The 17,325-nt window shown below is 38.5% G+C and carries 13 protein-coding genes; 8 read left to right on the forward strand and 5 right to left on the reverse strand.

Annotated features, from left to right (window positions below; genetic code table 11):
• Positions 1-49 precede the first annotated feature (49 nt).
• The 3 genes from SKA34_RS11585 (at position 50) to SKA34_RS11595 (ending at position 3,526) form a co-directional block, all read left to right on the forward strand.
• Entirely contained in the window at positions 50-2,239 is a 2,190-nt protein-coding gene (locus SKA34_RS11585) for an LruC domain-containing protein (protein ID WP_006645717.1), read from the forward strand.
• A 15-nt stretch (positions 2,240-2,254) separates the two neighbouring features.
• Positions 2,255-2,746 carry a hypothetical protein gene (locus SKA34_RS11590; RefSeq protein ID WP_232284270.1) on the forward strand — a complete coding sequence of 164 codons (492 nt, stop codon included), beginning with the start codon at positions 2,255-2,257 and terminating at the stop codon, positions 2,744-2,746.
• Between the two features lie 81 nt (positions 2,747-2,827).
• A complete protein-coding gene (locus tag SKA34_RS11595; RefSeq protein WP_157044486.1) occupies positions 2,828-3,526 on the forward strand; it encodes a hypothetical protein in 699 nt (232 codons plus the stop codon).
• A gap of 36 nt (positions 3,527-3,562) precedes the next feature.
• Here the strand turns inward: SKA34_RS11595 and SKA34_RS11600 are convergent, their stop codons facing one another.
• Positions 3,563-6,037 carry a helicase-related protein gene (locus tag SKA34_RS11600; RefSeq protein ID WP_006645720.1) on the reverse strand — a complete coding sequence of 825 codons (2,475 nt, stop codon included), beginning with the start codon at positions 6,035-6,037 and terminating at the stop codon, positions 3,563-3,565.
• Between the two features lie 149 nt (positions 6,038-6,186).
• On the opposite strand from SKA34_RS11600, the gene SKA34_RS11605 reads away from it, so the two are divergent.
• Entirely contained in the window at positions 6,187-7,083 is an 897-nt protein-coding gene (locus tag SKA34_RS11605; RefSeq protein WP_006645721.1) for a 1,4-dihydroxy-2-naphthoyl-CoA synthase, read from the forward strand.
• A gap of 63 nt (positions 7,084-7,146) precedes the next feature.
• Here SKA34_RS11605 and SKA34_RS11610 read toward each other — a convergent pair whose 3' ends face one another.
• Positions 7,147-7,332 (reverse strand): hypothetical protein, encoded by a 186-nt coding sequence (locus tag SKA34_RS11610; protein WP_006645722.1) that lies wholly within the window; start codon positions 7,330-7,332, stop codon positions 7,147-7,149.
• Positions 7,333-7,677: 345 nt separating this feature from the next.
• On the opposite strand from SKA34_RS11610, the gene SKA34_RS11615 reads away from it, so the two are divergent.
• The 3 genes from SKA34_RS11615 to SKA34_RS11625 all read left to right on the forward strand — a co-directional run bounded on the left by SKA34_RS11615 (position 7,678) and on the right by SKA34_RS11625 (position 12,168).
• Positions 7,678-9,366 (forward strand): NAD-dependent malic enzyme, encoded by a 1,689-nt coding sequence (locus tag SKA34_RS11615; protein WP_006645723.1) that lies wholly within the window; start codon positions 7,678-7,680, stop codon positions 9,364-9,366.
• A gap of 203 nt (positions 9,367-9,569) precedes the next feature.
• Positions 9,570-10,316 (forward strand): vancomycin high temperature exclusion protein, encoded by a 747-nt coding sequence (locus SKA34_RS11620; protein WP_006645724.1) that lies wholly within the window; start codon positions 9,570-9,572, stop codon positions 10,314-10,316.
• A 481-nt stretch (positions 10,317-10,797) separates the two neighbouring features.
• Positions 10,798-12,168: a DASS family sodium-coupled anion symporter gene (locus tag SKA34_RS11625; RefSeq protein WP_006645725.1), complete on the forward strand. Its 1,371-nt coding sequence runs from the start codon at positions 10,798-10,800 to the stop codon at positions 12,166-12,168.
• 56 nt (positions 12,169-12,224) lie between these two features.
• Here SKA34_RS11625 and SKA34_RS11630 read toward each other — a convergent pair whose 3' ends face one another.
• Positions 12,225-12,623, reverse strand: coding sequence for a hypothetical protein (locus SKA34_RS11630; RefSeq protein ID WP_006645726.1), 399 nt, complete (start codon positions 12,621-12,623; stop codon positions 12,225-12,227).
• Positions 12,624-13,436: 813 nt separating this feature from the next.
• Between SKA34_RS11630 and SKA34_RS11635 the strand changes: the two genes are divergently transcribed.
• Complete coding sequence (locus tag SKA34_RS11635; RefSeq protein ID WP_006645727.1) at positions 13,437-14,396, forward strand: TerC family protein; 960 nt, start codon at positions 13,437-13,439, stop codon at positions 14,394-14,396.
• A 53-nt stretch (positions 14,397-14,449) separates the two neighbouring features.
• Here SKA34_RS11635 and SKA34_RS11640 read toward each other — a convergent pair whose 3' ends face one another.
• Together SKA34_RS11640 and SKA34_RS11645 are read right to left on the reverse strand one after the other, a co-directional pair.
• The gene (locus tag SKA34_RS11640) at positions 14,450-15,178 is read right to left on the reverse strand and encodes an HAD family hydrolase (RefSeq protein WP_006645728.1); all 729 of its coding nucleotides are present in this window, start codon (positions 15,176-15,178) and stop codon (positions 14,450-14,452) included.
• A 162-nt stretch (positions 15,179-15,340) separates the two neighbouring features.
• Positions 15,341-17,104, reverse strand: coding sequence for a murein L,D-transpeptidase (locus SKA34_RS11645; RefSeq protein WP_006645729.1), 1,764 nt, complete (start codon positions 17,102-17,104; stop codon positions 15,341-15,343).
• Positions 17,105-17,325: the final 221 nt, after the last annotated feature.

Below are 17,325 nucleotides of genomic sequence, written 5' to 3' on the forward strand. Positions count from 1 at the left end.
ACAAAACAATGAATGTCCATAAGTATTTTAAACTGAGTGAGGCAAAGATATGAAGTGTTTACGACACTCTTTACTAGCATGCTCGTTAGCCTTTGTTTCTAGCTCGGCCTACAGCATCATCCCCCACGCTTTTACGGATAACGGGGGGTGTCCTAGCGATGCCTTCCTTTTCCAAGGTAACCCAACAGTTGTGTATCAAATGGATTTATCTTCTGGTTTTTATCAATTATCAGATACGATGGCTTCCTCCATCAATGCTGTAGGTTTTAATGAATCGGACAGATACATCTATGGATACGATACGACTAATCTTGAAGTAGTACGTATAAACCAGTTGTTTGACTTTGAAAATGTTTCTATAAGTGGTTTAGATACATCAGTTAGTTATCCAACTGGTGATGTTTATAACAATAAATACTACCTCTATAAGAAAACTGTAGGTATGTATGAGGTTGATTTAACGACATTCACAGCCACATTAGTGATGACCTCAGGTAACGCTACATTAAACCTGACTGACATGGCATTTCACCCAAATGTAGCTGGTCGATTATTTGCGGTCGATAATACCAATAAAAAACTCTATGAAATTACCAATTATACCGTAGAAAATGGAGCTACATTCACTGAAATAGGTGACACTGGTGTTTCGGGTACATCAACATTCGGAGCGCAATATTTTGATTCTAATGGGTTCATGTACTTAAGCCGAAATCAAGATGGCTTAGTATATCAAGTTGATCTTAGTGATTTATCAAGCATCACATCGACAGCGGTTCAATTTTCAGGGGGGCCAGTTTCAGGACTTAACGACGGTGCCCGCTGTGCTAACGCGCCAATTGTCGCAGAAGCTACTGACTTTGGTGATGCTCCCGATTCTTATAAAACATCACTATCCACTAATGGTGCTCGTCACTACAACATTTCCGGTGTTAATTACTTCTTCGGACCTTCTGTTGATACCGAGGGTGATGCATTGGTGTCTCCAAGCTCTGATGATGCTGATGGATCTAATGATGAGGATGGTGTTTCTTTCCCTGTTAACTTTAAACAAGGTTCTGACGCCTTAATTAATCTAACCATTGGTGGTGCTGCTTCTGGATTTGTTAACGCCTGGTTTGATTGGAACAATAATGGTGAGTTCGATGAAGCAACAGAGCACGCTATAAACGATGAATTCCTCAATGCGGGTGATGGTGTTACTCCAGCTAGTCACACCTTAAAAGTAAGAGTCCCAGATGATGCTACCACAGGTCAAATTTGGGCTCGTTTCCGTATATCGAAAGATGCTGGCACACTTGCATTTGGTGGTGTCTCTTATGGTGAGGTTGAAGATCATCAAGTCACAATCGATGCTCAGCCTGTCACTCATACATGGTATCCAACATCAAGCACATGGGTAACTCTGGCATTCGAAGATGACTGGCCAGAAGAAGGTGATTTTGATTTTAATGATATCACGATGTTTTACCGTGTAGATAAAGTGGCTGACAGTAATGGTGACATCCTTCGTTACGATATTTACGGTAGTTTACAAGCTTACGGTGCAGACTTTGCCAATGGTTTTGCTGTTAAAATAGATGGTATTGCTGCTGGTGCCGTTGATTCAGCAAGAACAAAGCTTGTTATTAACGGGGCTACTCAACATACAACTCAAATCCTTGAGTCTGGAACTACTGATGTAGTTGCTATTATCAGTAATAACCTGAAAACTGAAATATCAACGCCAGCTTGTACAGGTGCTCTCGGTCCATATTATCGCGTATGGACAGGATGTACAGATGACGCCGCAGATCAATTTGTATTTGAGGCAAGTATTCCATTCACGACTCCACTCGATCCAAGTACAGTACCAAGTATGCCACTTAACCCATTCATCTTTGGTACACCAGGTATTGACCACGGTGATGGTCTTCGTTCTTCTGATGGACGTGCCATTGAAATTCACTTGAAAAACTATGATGTTACCAGCAAAGCGAACACCACTTATTTTAGTACCGAGCAAGATACTTCGGTTTACGTTGATGGTGACTGCCCAGGATCAAGTTGTGATACTTACCACAATACCAACGGGGTACCATGGGCAGTAGTTATTGACGCAGAATGGGATCACCCAAGCGAAGGCTCTAATATTTTAGATGCATATCCTGATCTATCTGGCTTTGCTACATCTGGTGGCTCAACTAATACTGACTGGCATGATAGAAATAATGCTGTTGTCAGCAAACTATTCGAATAATGGCGAGGAGTATTAATGATGAAAAGTTTATATGTAACGCTTTTTAGTGCTGCTCTCTTATTCGGCTGCGGCGGTGGTGGTGGTGGAGATGATGCCGCAAGTGCAGACGCTCCTGCTGCCGCATCACCGGCTCCGGCTTCACCAGCCACACCGGTTGAAACGGTACCAGATGTGGGTACTGCGAAATTTGAGGATCTAGTTATTCCTGATGGATTTGATTTGATAACCACATATGATATGCCAATTAGCATAGATTTAGATACTTCGGAGCCAATGAGCTTAAGTATCTACAGTGATTTCAATATCGCTGATGATGGAACTATCATGCCTATTGCAGGTAGTCGAATTATCTCAGGTCAAATTGCTAACGGCGATTTTAGTGGTGTGATTGCAGCGACGGGATCTCTCAAGAACTTACTAATTGAAGCTTGGTATCCCGATCCAAACATACCACCGTTTCAAACCGTCGTGCCAGTAAATGCTGATGGCATAAATATTAGCAACTAACATAAGACAAAATCGGCTTATACAGTTCTCACTAGAAACCGTGCTGTATAGGCCGATAATATCTCTGTAATGAAACCTGTATTGACAATATCTTTCGTATGTTTTCTATTTACTCAAATTGCTTGTAATGGTCAAGATGCTGCCGAACAAAGTCGTACTCCTGAAAGCTCGACTGTGGATATCGAACCAAGTAGTGAAGACACTCTATTACCCATAGAACCATTACCAACAACGACGCCTGATAGTGATAAAAGTGACACGAATAGTGACGTTGAGACAATTATTGAACCAGAATTAGAGCAGGATACATTAACTATAAATCCAGTAGATGAGAACAACGAGCAACGTGAATTTGATGAACCCAATATAACCCTACCTGAACCTGAACCTGAACCTGAACCTGAACCTGAAAAGCCTACGCTACCAGCGTCACCTGGTGCAAACAATAATTGGAGCGATTTAGTTGTTCCTGACGATTTTGATTTCAACACTTCTTACGATATGGCAATCACCATCAATTTAAAAACAACAGAAACATTGAGTATCGCTATCTACCATGACTTCAATAAAATAGAACCTGGTTACATTATTCCAATTGCTGGGAGTAAACTTGTCTCTGGCACAATTTCGAATGGCAATTTTAGTGGTACAATAAGAGTCACGGGCTCAATGACTTCAGTTTTAATTCAGCTTTTTAACCATAGCGGTAAAACACTTTTTTATCAGTCTGTCGAAGCAACTAATCCTGACGGTATTAACATCACTGACGAAACCCCATAATCATATATTTGGGACTAAAGTAAATTCTTTAAAGATCTACTTAATATCTATAATGCGGCTCGCTTTTCTATATTGCACTCGCCATCCTTGCCATCGTGGTAATTCCCATCGTTTTGGATCTGGCTTACGGTTGCCCGACAGATAATTTGCAATAACAAGTTTACGATGAATGTCATATTCTATTGTCATCACAAGATCTGTGAGTTTCACTTCACGCGGATAACGCTCATCAAACTCTTGACGTTCCCATTCAGGTATTCCCTCAAAGATAAAATCTGTAGGTTCAAAGAGTTCAAGGTCATCAATATGTTCAATGCCTAAATCTTCGATTTGTTGCGATAGCCATTCAGTCACATCAACAGGCTCTGGTGCACGTTTAACAAAATCTGCATTATATAAACCCAATGCGAGATATAAATTCCACTGCGAGATATCTGAGGTAATTCGAGGTGCAAGCTCAGGCATTACTTCACCCACAAGCAGCATATCGACTATAGCTGAGCGTGCTGATTTCCCTTCAGGTTCAATCCATTTAGTATTAATCACCCGTCCCGCATAGATCCTTTGCACCGCAGTTTTAAAAGAGCCGTCTTGTTTTTCAACAGTCTCGCCTTGAACTAACTCGGCATCATTTATTTGTGACAATGTAACGGGCGCACTACAGGTTGCCAAAATGCGGTTTTGTTTAACCCCCTTACCAGGTAAAGCAAATTGATCAAATACGATCATAGCTTGAGATAGTGATCCATCTATCGGCTGATTATCAATTAATGAATCTTTTGCACTACTGACTTCAATAATACCGTTACTCATTGCCTGCTGACGTTTTTCCCGACGAAGAAAAACCAATTCAGGTAACGCCTTAATTACCGAACCTTGCCATAAATCTCGTTTAAATCGGCTAGCAACGGACAGCTCTGGAAGTTCAAGTAACTCTCGCATTTGAACTGATAACAAACGCGCTTCTGCTAGCATATTTTCATCTACCGCTAGCCATTCTGGACACTCATCCATGCGCACCATTTTAATTAAGGCGGTCGCATCGCAAAACACATTACCCAGCCATCGATACAATTGTTCAATATTTTCTTCTGAGCGTGGTGGCTGCCATAACCGTTGCGGAATAGACAATGCAGCAGCAAGATCAACCATCGCTTCTTTATTTGCTCGGGTATCCATTGCTGTTATCAAGTGTGAAAATAAAGTATCGATAGGAAGTTGATATAAGCAACGGCCATAATCAGTAATAACTTCATTCTCCGTCATAGCCCCCATAGACAACAAAGCCTGCTGCGCTGCGACAAAGGTTTTTTCAGGTAAAGGATCAATAAACGAAAGTTGGCTAAGTCTTGCGTTACAACATAAAGCAGCCAAATAGGCTTCTACCAACTCTTCGCGTTGCAACTCTGGTGGTGTTAATAATTCTAACGCTGCGGCTTTACCATACAACCGAATACACACACCATCTGTTACACGCCCAGCACGCCCTTTCCGCTGTTCTGAACTTGCGTTGGAAATAGCGTGTAATGATAATACTGTTCGACCGTTTCGCTGGTGGGTACGACGCTCTAAACCAGAATCAATGATCAACGTAATCCTAGGTATGGTTATCGAGGTTTCAGCTACGTTTGTTGCAACAATAATACGTTGCTTATCACTTAGTGTTAAAGCTCGCTTTCTTTCATCATCTGTAACAGATGCATGTAATGGAATAATATCGATTAATCCTGCTTGTACTTGCTCACTAAACTGTTGCTTTAGTGCGTTTTGCGTTGATGCTATCTCTTTTCTTCCGGGTAAAAAGATCAAAATATCTTGATGACTATCAGCATGTGTTTGAACCAAACGGGTTATCCGCTTATCAAGGTTCATCGCATCAGGCATATCTCGACTATCATGGGCATGATGCAACACATTTACCGCAAAATTACGTCCTTTAGCTTGTAAGTGCTGTGCAGATAAGTAGTTAACTAACCGTTGGCTATCAATCGTTGCTGAAGTAATAACTAAACGATGAGATTGTTGCTGTTTGAGTAACGCGAGCAGAAGATCAGTATCCCAACGTCTTTCATGAAACTCATCAATAATAATTGTTGAAAACTGAGCTAAATTGCCTTCACTTAACCAACGTAATGCAACACCGGGTGTCGCGTAAATAATGTCCGTATTTTCATTAAAGTGATGTTCAAAACGAATCGCATAACCAATGGATAGCTGGTTAGGATTTGCATCTTCAGTTAATAAATATTCTGCTAGCGACGTACAAGCAACCCGTCGAGGCTCAACCACCAGCACTTTTCCATAAATAGCCGCCCATAATGGCAAACGGGTTGATTTTCCCGAACCCGTTTCAGCTTCAACAACAATATGTTCATCACGTAACAAGGTCTTAAATTGTTGCTCAATGCTATCTATAGGTAAGTTGTTCTGCATATTTAATATATCTTTAATGAATTCAAAGCTATTTTCGCAATTATTACCTACATTGTCAGTGAGAATCATAATATTCATTAAACTGGCTATTCATATCAGCCTAATTGTTTATTCCATCATCAATTACGTTTTATTTCTTTATGTAAAGACTACAAATTTCATCGAAAAATTGACTTTTTTTTGTAACTCCCTAGCCTTACAGCATCAACTTATGGAGGCAACGCCACATGACAACGAAAACCATATTTAATCCTGATCTTTGGAACGAAGTTGAAGGCTTTGATTTTGAAGATATTACTTATCATCGCGCAAAAGATCAGGGTACTGTTCGTATTGCAATTAATCGTCCGGATTGTCTTAACGCATTTCGTCCAAAAACAGTTGATGAGCTATTCACCGCACTCGATCACGCTCGTCAATGGTCAGATGTAGGCTGTGTATTACTAACGGGTAATGGCCCATCTCATAAAGGCCAGTGGTCATTCTCATCGGGTGGCGATCAACGTATTCGTGGTAAAGATGGCTATAAATATGAAGGTGAAGAAACGGGTACTGCTGACGTTGCGCGTATGGGTCGACTTCATATTCTCGAAGTTCAACGCATGATCCGCTTTATGCCAAAAGTTGTTATCGCGGTAGTTCCAGGTTGGGCTGTTGGTGGTGGTCATAGCTTACACGTTGTTTGTGATTTAACGCTAGCATCTAAAGAGCATGCCGTGTTTAAGCAAACAGATCCTGATGTCGCATCATTTGACTCAGGTTACGGCTCTGCGTATCTAGCTAAGATGATCGGTCAAAAGCGTGCTCGTGAAATCTTCTTCTGTGGCTTTAATTACAGCGCACAAGAGGCCTATGAAATGGGGATGGTGAACAAGGTTGTCGATCACTTTGAATTAGAAGAAGAAGCACTTCGTTGGGGTAAAGAAATCACAAGTAAGTCACCAACAGCAATGCGCATGCTAAAATATGGTTTCAACCTTCCAGATGATGGTTTAGTCGGTCAGCAACTCTTTGCTGGTGAAGCAACGCGTCTTGCTTATGGAACTGAAGAAGCACAAGAAGGTCGCGATGCGTTCCTAGAAAAACGCGATCAAGATTTTAGCCGCTTCCCTTGGCATTACTGATCAACTCAACTTATAGACAAATAAAAGCCACTTACTTATTATCAATAAGTGGCTATATCCATTTTATTTATTTTCGCTGTGAATTCTTGATGTAAAATAATCAATCGAGACAACACTATCTCGAGGACCGAGATCTTCTTGAAGCCCTGCTACCTTCCTATCTCGCTCCAAAAACGATTCAGCTTTAACATCTGAAGAGTAAACATTACCATCGACTAATACTGAAACCTTCGCTAAATAGTATTTCATGACACACCTCCTTGCGTGAATGTATTGTTACTCTACCCCATAGTTGGATAGTTTTATTGAATTGAGTATCAAGTCGTGACATAAACGATATTGTTAAATGGAAAATTTATAAAATATTGCATTGGTTCACAAATATAAAACTAATTACATTATTTACTCGCAATAAAACGTCACAAAACCAACAATTAGTTAAAAAAACAGCATTTTATTAAATAATATGACACGACTTGCTAAATAAGTGATCATACCCTTTGTATTCTTATCATTGACGTTCTAGCATTAGTGACCAACTGAAAACTCACGCTTGTTTTCAATTTTAATCTTCTAGCTACAGAGTCTATTTGCATGAACAACGATAAAAGACCTTTATATATCCCCTATGCAGGTCCTGCACTGCTTGAAACACCTCTTCTAAACAAAGGTAGTGCATTCTCTGTCGAAGAACGTATGTACTTTAACCTTGAAGGGCTTCTTCCTGAAGCTATTGAATCTATTGAAGAACAAACAGAACGTGCTTATCAGCAATATTTAAAGTTTGATAACGATATGGATAAGCACATTTATCTCCGAAATATCCAAGATACCAATGAAACCTTGTTTTACCGTTTGGTAGAAAACCACGTAACAGAAATGATGCCAATCATCTATACCCCGACAGTGGGTTCTGCGTGTGAAGATTTCTCAAATATTTACCGTCGCGGTCGTGGTCTATTTATTTCTTACCCAAACCGTGATCGCATTGAAGACATGCTAAACAATGCTTCACGTCAGAACGTAAAAGTGATTGTAGTAACCGACGGTGAACGTATTCTTGGATTAGGTGACCAAGGCATCGGTGGTATGGGTATTCCAATTGGTAAGCTTTCTTTATACACCGCGTGTGGTGGTATTAGTCCGGCTTATACTCTACCTGTTGTACTTGATGTTGGTACTAATAACCCGCAACGTTTATCAGATCCTATGTACATGGGTTGGCGCCATAGCCGTATTACAGGTAAAGAGTACGATGCGTTTGTTGATGAGTTTATCCAAGCAGTTAAACAACGTTGGCCTGAAGCATTAATTCAATTTGAAGATTTTGCACAAAAAAATGCAATGCCTTTACTTGAGCGTTACAAAGATAAAGTTTGTTGCTTTAACGATGATATTCAAGGTACAGCGGCGGTAACTGTTGGCTCTCTACTCGCAGCATGTAAAGCAGCAGGCAATAAGCTGTCAGAGCAACGTGTAACCTTCCTTGGTGCAGGCTCGGCAGGTTGTGGTATTGCAGAAGCGATTATTGCACAAATGGTGTCTGAAGGTATTTCTGATGCACAAGCTCGCAGCCAAGTATTCATGGTTGATCGTTGGGGCCTACTCATTGATGGAATGCCAAATCTACTTAACTTCCAACAAGCACTTGTTCAGAAAAATACACAATTAGCAGATTGGGATGTGGCAGATAATAACATCTCACTCCTTGATGTTATGCGTAATGCAAAACCGACGATTTTAATCGGTGTATCAGGTGTTCCGGGACTATTTAGTGAAGAAGTGATCCGTGAAATGTACGCGCACTGTGAGCGCCCTATCATTTTTCCACTTTCTAACCCAACAAGCCGTGTTGAGGCAACACCATTTGATATCATTCGTTGGACGGATGGTAACGCATTGGTTGCTACAGGTTCACCATTTGAGCCTGTGGTTTATGAAGGCAAAACTTATCCAATCGCACAATGTAATAATAGTTACATTTTCCCAGGTATTGGTTTAGGGGTATTAGCGGTTAATGCTCGCCGTGTTACCAATGAAATGCTAATGGAAAGTAGCCAAGCATTAGCAGAGTGTTCACCACTTGCTATTCATGGTCATGGTCCTCTATTACCACCGTTAGAAGAGATTCAGAAAGTCTCTCGTAAAATTGCTTTTGCCGTTGCAAAGAAAGCGGTTGAACAACATAAAGCACCTAAAAACTCCGATGAACGTATCAGAGAAAAAATCGATGCTAACTTCTGGAAATCAGAATATCGTCGTTACAAACGAACTTCGTTCTAAACCTCAATTAAAAAAGGTGCCAATCAGGCACCTTTTTTTGGTGAAAGTAATACTTCTCTTTTTACTTGTTATTATTGAATATTATTTCAGCAGTCATAAAATAAAATGACAAAACGCAGACATTTACCCCTTAATAAATAGACATTTTATTAAATGATTAAGGTAAGATATAAATTAAGAACTTTGTACTTTCGTGGATAATTATGAAACTGCTCAATCTAATCCGTATTTCTGCAGTTATCTGTATCTTATTTGTTTCAACATTATTGTTATTTGATCGTTGGGTTTCAGCTCGTACATCTGATCGCATTTATCATGAAATCTCTACAGTACCAAAGCATTCTGTGGGATTAGTTCTTGGAACAAGTAAATATATAGCTAAAACATTAAACCCATATTATGAATATCGTATTACAGCGGCATTAGATTTATATAAGCAAGGTAAAATAGATTATTTCTTGCTCAGCGGTGACAATGCACATCGCTCTTATAATGAACCTTGGACGATGAAGCGAGATTTATTAAAAGCAGGTGTTCCTGACGACAAGATTGTTTTAGATTACGCAGGGTTTCGAACGCTTGATTCTATCGTCCGCGCAAAAGAAGTGTTTGAAGCTGATAATTTTACAATTATTACCCAACAATTCCACTGCGAACGCGCACTATTTATTGCTGATACCTATAAAATTAAAGCAAGATGTTTGGCAGTACATGAACCCAATGGTACTGCGCAACTTAAAATTCGTATTCGAGAAGTACTTGCTCGTGTTAAAGCATTAAGTGATCTGTTTATACTAAATGTACAACCTAAGTTTCTAGGTCCCAAAGAACCTATCATTAAACCCGCACCTGCTACTGTTATCAGTGAAGATACTGTGCCATCTTCTGCAATTAATAATCAAAAACAGTTAGATAATTTGACACCGAAAGAAAGCAATACTTCAGAGTAAAACATAAAGCCAGTGGTTTCACTGGCTTGTACTTCTGTCTTTAGCTTTTTTTCTTTCATCATCTTCATAAACCTATGCTTTATATCTTTCATATAATGAAGAACGTCAGCTTTAATTTTCTTATTTAGCTCTGCACTTTTCATTTGTTTCTGCATCCTTAAATATTACCGTCCATTTAAACGTCAATATCTTGTCGATAAATATATTAGCACAAGTAACTAAAGTTACAGCGGCCACTTTTTGTGAACGACACCCAAGTTATTACTCATTTAAGAATGATATTGCTCTATTTTCATAAGGATTAGAACGAAAAGTAAAATGTCATTTTATTTCAACAGAGTAGAAACAAATAAAACACTTAATTATTACTTAAAATTAACCAATTATATGCATATGTCTCAAACTATACCGTTAACAACCCTTATATTAGCAGCGCAAATTGATGCATTAACTACTGGCCTCTTGCTATTGGAGAAACGCAATGACAGCGCTCACACTCACGATTAAACAATGGATATTGAATCGCAATAGTTTAATTATCCTTGCTGATATACTTTTATTTTTAACGCTACTAAACACGCTACCATTTGAAGCCAATGTCACATTAGGACTTAGTATATTAAGCTTTATCGCTGTACTTTGGTTAACTGAAGCTTTACATGTCAGTGTCACTGCCATTCTAGTTCCTTTACTCGCCGTATTCTTTGGTGTTTTTCAAACTCAGCAAGCATTAGCTAACTTCTCCAATCCAATTATATTTCTCTTTCTAGGAGGCTTCGCGTTAGCTGCGGCACTGCATAAGCAGCAACTCGATCAAGTCATTGCAGACAAAGTATTAATCGCGGCAAAAGGCAAAATGTCTATCGCTGTATTAATGCTATTTGGTGTAACGGCAGGGCTTTCAATGTGGATAAGTAATACAGCAACAACCGCAATGATGCTGCCATTAGTTTTAGGCGTATTGAATAAGGTTAATAGTAAAACAGGCCATAACACTTATGTGTTTACCCTACTTGGTATTGCTTATTGTGCAAGTATTGGTGGCATTGCCACGATTGTCGGCAGCCCTCCTAATGCCATTGCTGCCGCAGAAGCTGGGTTAAACTTTACCGAGTGGATGTACTTTGGTGTACCTGTGACTCTTTTCTTGTTACCGCTAACCGTTGGCCTGTTATATGTTCTTCTCAAACCAAATTTAAATCATACCTTTGAGATTGACCACACCCCTGTATCTTGGACAAAAGGAAAACTTCTTACTTTAGCTATCTTCCTTCTAACAGTTAGCTGTTGGATTTTCAGCAAACCAATTAACGCATTTTTAGGTGGGTTCGCTAAATTTGACACGCTTATTGCATTAAGCGCCATCGTATTATTATGTGTGTCACGAGTGGTAAGCTGGAAAGATATTCAAAAGTCAACAGACTGGGGGGTACTTATTCTATTTGGTGGAGGTATATGTCTGAGTAATATACTAAAAGCCACAGGAACAAGTGTCTTCTTAGCACAAGAGTTAAGTACATTTTTAAACCAAGCGGGATTATTTCTTACTATTTTAGTTGTTGCTATCTTTGTTGTTTTTCTCACAGAGTTTGCAAGCAATACAGCCAGTGCCGCATTGTTAATCCCTGTATTTGCAACTGTTGCAGAAGCATTAGGGGTATCACCTGTTGTGTTATCAGCACTTATTGCTATCGCTGCTTCTTGTGCCTTTATGCTGCCTGTTGCGACACCACCTAATGCGATCGTATTTAGTACAGGATTTATTAAACAACAAGAAATGATGCGCGTAGGTATTTATCTCAATATATTGTGTATTACATTTCTAACAATGTTTACTTGGTTGTTCTGGTAATTTTAATAAAAACACATATAAAGAAGGTGCCTACAACACCTTCTTTATATATTATTTCATAATAAGGTAATGAGTAACCTTTCACTATTGCCATTTTCTTTTTCTAATTTACACTTTCCTTTTTGTTCTATTTTTTTTAATTGTTCTTCTTCTAAGGCAAAAGGTAATAATAACAAAATACTTTTAATGCCTTCATTTCGTGATAATACTAATAATCGAATAATATTATGTGTATCACTGGCACTACTTGATAATACTTTCAATGCCTGATGATGTAACTTTTCTGCTAGGCTTAATTGTGAATCTATGCCTGTTTTAATATTTAATTTAAAAGATGGAATGATGTTTTTAACAACATCAATAAATGTCCATTTTTGATTACAAAGAAGCGAGAGGAAGTGCGTATAATCAAATATGATTAGCTCTTTTTCTGATGTGTTCAACATTGTTTCCATAACTATCCTTAGGTAGAAACATAACATCTTCTATCATTAACTAAGTGCTCCTATGACTATACGACTACTTTAATAACAAACTAAATCACCCAAATTCAATTTGCGATCAAGATCACATCAAATACTTGATTTAACATTATAAAAAACACCTTAAAAACATATATTTAACAATGTGAAACCTTTTATTATCACTACCAAATTACGATTGTGCATGTTACATAACCATTTATTCTGTGAATACAAAAATAAAAATCCATTTAATACGCCAACATACACCTTTAGCTATTCGCTCGAACTGTTGAGAATAACAGTCAATCGATATATTTAAATCATCAATGTTACCTATAAAAACGCCGTATCATTATTTAACATCTTTGTATGGTAATCATTTTGAAAAACGACTGGAAAAATTGTTAATAGAAGACTAAAATTGCCCTGTTTTGGGGAGTAGTCACAATTGTTCGTCTGTCGTCATCTCGAAGTTTACACTTCCGGCAGCCGTGAATGGATTTGCATTATTATTCATGCACCATTTTGACGAGACCAATGCCATTATCGCTTGCACATAAGTGCAATCATACTCAAACACTCAGAGGTTTGAGTTTTTTAATGCGCGTAAGGTTGATTGTGAAACACCCTTTTACCCTGCCTTCCGTGTTTTTAATCTTTATGCGATAACTGATTGTTACCAAACTATATTGCCTTTTTTATAGGCATATAACTTTATATTTATAAAACACTTATATTTATTGTTAATTTTATAAAATAGCAATGCGTTATCGTTTTAAAGTCGATTTTTAGGAGAGAGACTCTATGAGCCTTTTTAGCTATGAAGGGTTCGCTGTATTAACAGTGTTAATGTTTGCGTTAGATTTATATCAAACACGTGGTGGTAAAGTGTCCATTAAGAAAGCAGCTATCTGGAGTGTATTCTGGGTTTTTCTCGCTTTCTTATTTGCGGTATTTATCTACTTCAATTGGCAGTTGATGGCACCAGAAAGTACCTACAGTAATTCAAAAGCAGCAACTGCTTTTGTAACAGGATACTTATTAGAAAAATCATTAAGTGTTGATAACTTATTTGTTTTTGCCCTAATTTTTAGCCAATTTATGGTACCTGAGCGTTTACGTCCGCGCGTATTAATGCTCGGCGTTGTCGGTGCGCTTATTTTACGTGGTGGTATGATCGCAGTCGGCGCTCAACTATTGGATGACTTCCATTGGGTTATGTACATCTTTGCTGTTTTCCTTCTTTATACTGGTTTCAAACTCTGGAAAGAAGATGAAGAAGAACAAGAAGATTTCTCAGATGCGTTACCTGTACGCATTGTAAAGCGCTTCTTTAAAGTCACTGATGATTATCACGACCATAAAATGTTCGTTAAAGGGGAACATGGTTGGTTAGCTACACCATTACTTGTTGTGGTTGCAGTCATCGCTCTTACCGATGTCATGTTTGCACTCGACTCTATTCCTGCGATCTTTGCGGTAACACGTGAACCATTCTTGGTGTTCACTGCTAACGTATTTGCATTGTTAGGCTTACGCTCACTGTATTTTGTACTTGAGGGTATGTTAACGCGTTTCTGCTACCTACGTGTCGCACTAGCATTTATTCTAAGTTTTATTGGCTTGAAAATGCTTTTAGTAGGTACTGCTTGGGCTATCCCAACAGCGGCATCACTGTGTGTAATAATTCTTACTATTTCCATCGCTATTGGCGCCTCACTATGGAAAACACGTAACGATGAACATACACCTATCAATCATTAGTAAAAAGTAAAAAAACGCCACAGTAAATCTGTGGCGTTTTTTATCGTTATTGTCTAAGCTAATTTAGCGATAATAGCTTGAATGTCAGCAGGGTTTGCAACAATATAGTCAGGCTTAATAATCGCTAATTGCTGATGATCGCTGTCTTTTTGAGTATCAACCCATATACTTTTAATGCCTGCATTTTTAGCGCCTTCAATATCTGCCGCCAGAGAATCCCCCATATGGATAACCTCTTCCGGTTTACAGCTCACCAAGCCTAGTGCTTTTTCAAAAATACTTAATGCTGGTTTTTCCTCAGGCTCTTCCCCACCCACAATAATATGATCAACATATTGCTGCATTTCTGTTGCTGCTAACTTGGGATGTTGTGAAAAAACAGGGCCATTAGTAATAACAACCAATTGGTATGATTTGCGTAATGCCACCAGCGTTTCTTTCATCTGAGGAAAAAAGTCAAAGCTAGCCATACGCGATTGATCAAAGCATGCTTGAATAGCAACTGCGGCTTCAAAAGATAGCTCAATACCCTGCTCTTTAAATAACACAAGAATCAGGTTTTGACGGAAATAAAGTTCATCGGTTAATAGTGGCACTAACTCAGGTAACTCATCATTAAGTTTTTTATATACACCTGCAATATAGCGTTCTAAAAACATGTCTACATTTAATTGTGGGAATAAATCACTGACATATAATTTCAATTCATTCGCGGCATGTTTGTCAGCTAAAGACGTTGCACACAAGGTTTCATCCATATCGAGAAAAATAGCTTTTAACACGTTAACCTTCTTTATTTTTGATTACAGGCACACTTATAGTAACGAGGATGGCACGCTTAACCTAGCATTTATCATGCTTTCATTACGCAAATTGATGAGTATCACTTATTTTAAGTATAAAAAAACCAGCAACCTAGTGCTGGTTTATATCTTTATTACGATTTAGTTTTTAACAAAATCTTTCATCGTAATAAATTTATTTTTAATCTTGTTTGCACTTGGTGAGTCATAACCGTAGATATCTTCACGCATTTGTACATTGCCATCATGATCAACCCATGCTGTGAGATATACAAAATCGACATCAATACGTTTAGATAAACTCACTGTTTTTTGCTTTTGTGCATCTAACATTTGTTTGAATTTTGGAATGTTGCCACGATTTTGGTACTCAATCACATAATTAGCAAGATCATAAGCACGTTCAACCCTTACACAGCCAGAGCTTAAATCACGCTTGTTTTTGCTAAACAATCCTCGTGATGGTGTATCATGCAAGAAAATCGCATAATCATTTGGCATAAGGAATTTAACACGACCAAGAGAGTTACGTGGGCCAGGGCCTTGCTGAAACTCGTGTGGGAATGTTTTTGGGTTCACTGTTTCCCAATTAATGCTACTCGGTGAAATCACAGTGCGATCACGCCAGCTATTTAAAATCTGCATATTATGCTGCTTTAAATAATCGATGTCGTGTTTCACTTTCGGAATAACATCATGCTGCTTGATTGTAATAGGCACGTTCCAGTATGGGTTTACAACCATAGTCGTAATCGCAGATGAGAATAAGTTTGTTGGTCGGTTATCACGACCAACAATCACTTTAGATTCAAATACAACGTTACCTTTATCAAACACTTCTAACTTATAGTTAGGAATATTAACCCAAATATGAGGACGACCTTCAGTATGCTTATTTAAGGTAGCTACACGTAGCTTATTCAATGCTAAACGACGCGCAATATCCCCATAAGGCATAACAAGTTGCTGAACAGTTGCTGCACCAATAATACCATCATTTGCTAAACCATGACGTTTTTGGAATGTTTTCAAGCTTTCAAAAACAGCACCTGTATTCGTGATATTAGGTTCAACAGATAAACGGTCATAATCAGCCTGATCCATATCACCAAGCGTATATAATACCTTAATCAGCTCATGCCCATTAGGCAGTGTTGCCCCTTTGCGGTAAGCCTGCTTAAAGTTCGATTTTACTAAGGTGTGAGCGGGCAAATTCTGGTATTTGGCAATCGCATCCATTGTTGGTAGGAATGAAATATAACCAGGACGGAATTGTTCAAGTTTCGAAAGTGTCATTGGATAAGCATCAACGCCATTGGCGTATTTGGTCATCGACTTACTCATTCGAATAGGTTTAGACAAGAACAATACATCACGGTGAGTTGCAATATAATTTTGGAATGCGCGATACACATAATAAGTATCAGTCGCTAACAAATCATAACCTTGTTCGTTATGCTCACTCTCAAGTTTATTCAGCTCGGAGAGACGTTGCGCTAACCCAGGTAGCATTTTTGTATCTACAACGGCTTTTAACTGTAATTCAAACTCATCGCGCAGTGCTTTGTTTTGCCAAAAGGGGTAGAACTTATTCTCAGTATACGCTTGTTCAATCTGAGGCTTAAAACAAACGTTATTTACCGAATCTGAACAAAGTGTGTTGGTGCTAAACACTGTTTGGTTATTTAAAGAAGACCAATCAACATTACCTGTACTTGCTACAGGAGCTTCTCTATCACTTACAGGGGGAAATACCACAGAAGCTTTATCCGTGCCTGTAATATTCACATAGTTATGCGGTGCAATGTGTGCCGATTCAACAGCAAAAGCACTACTCGGAAGAATCAAAGATAAAGCAAGAAGCTTGCTGAAACGTTGAGTGACAACACGCTGAGAATTAAACATCTTCAAAGCGATCCTTATCTAATAAAAGAAGAAAGATATCCGTATTAAAATAACCAAACGTACATTTACTACTTTGTAACGCTCATATACGGTACACAAAAAAAATAGCCTGCATAAAGGCCAATATGGGTATATTTAGTCAAATTTTCAATCACGATACAATTCAAATAACGCAACTTTAAACGATAAATATACCCTATCACGATTTTTTATATTGAATA

The sequence above is a fragment of the Photobacterium sp. SKA34 genome (genome assembly GCF_000153325.1).
Taxonomy (GTDB): Bacteria; Pseudomonadota; Gammaproteobacteria; order Enterobacterales; family Vibrionaceae; genus Photobacterium.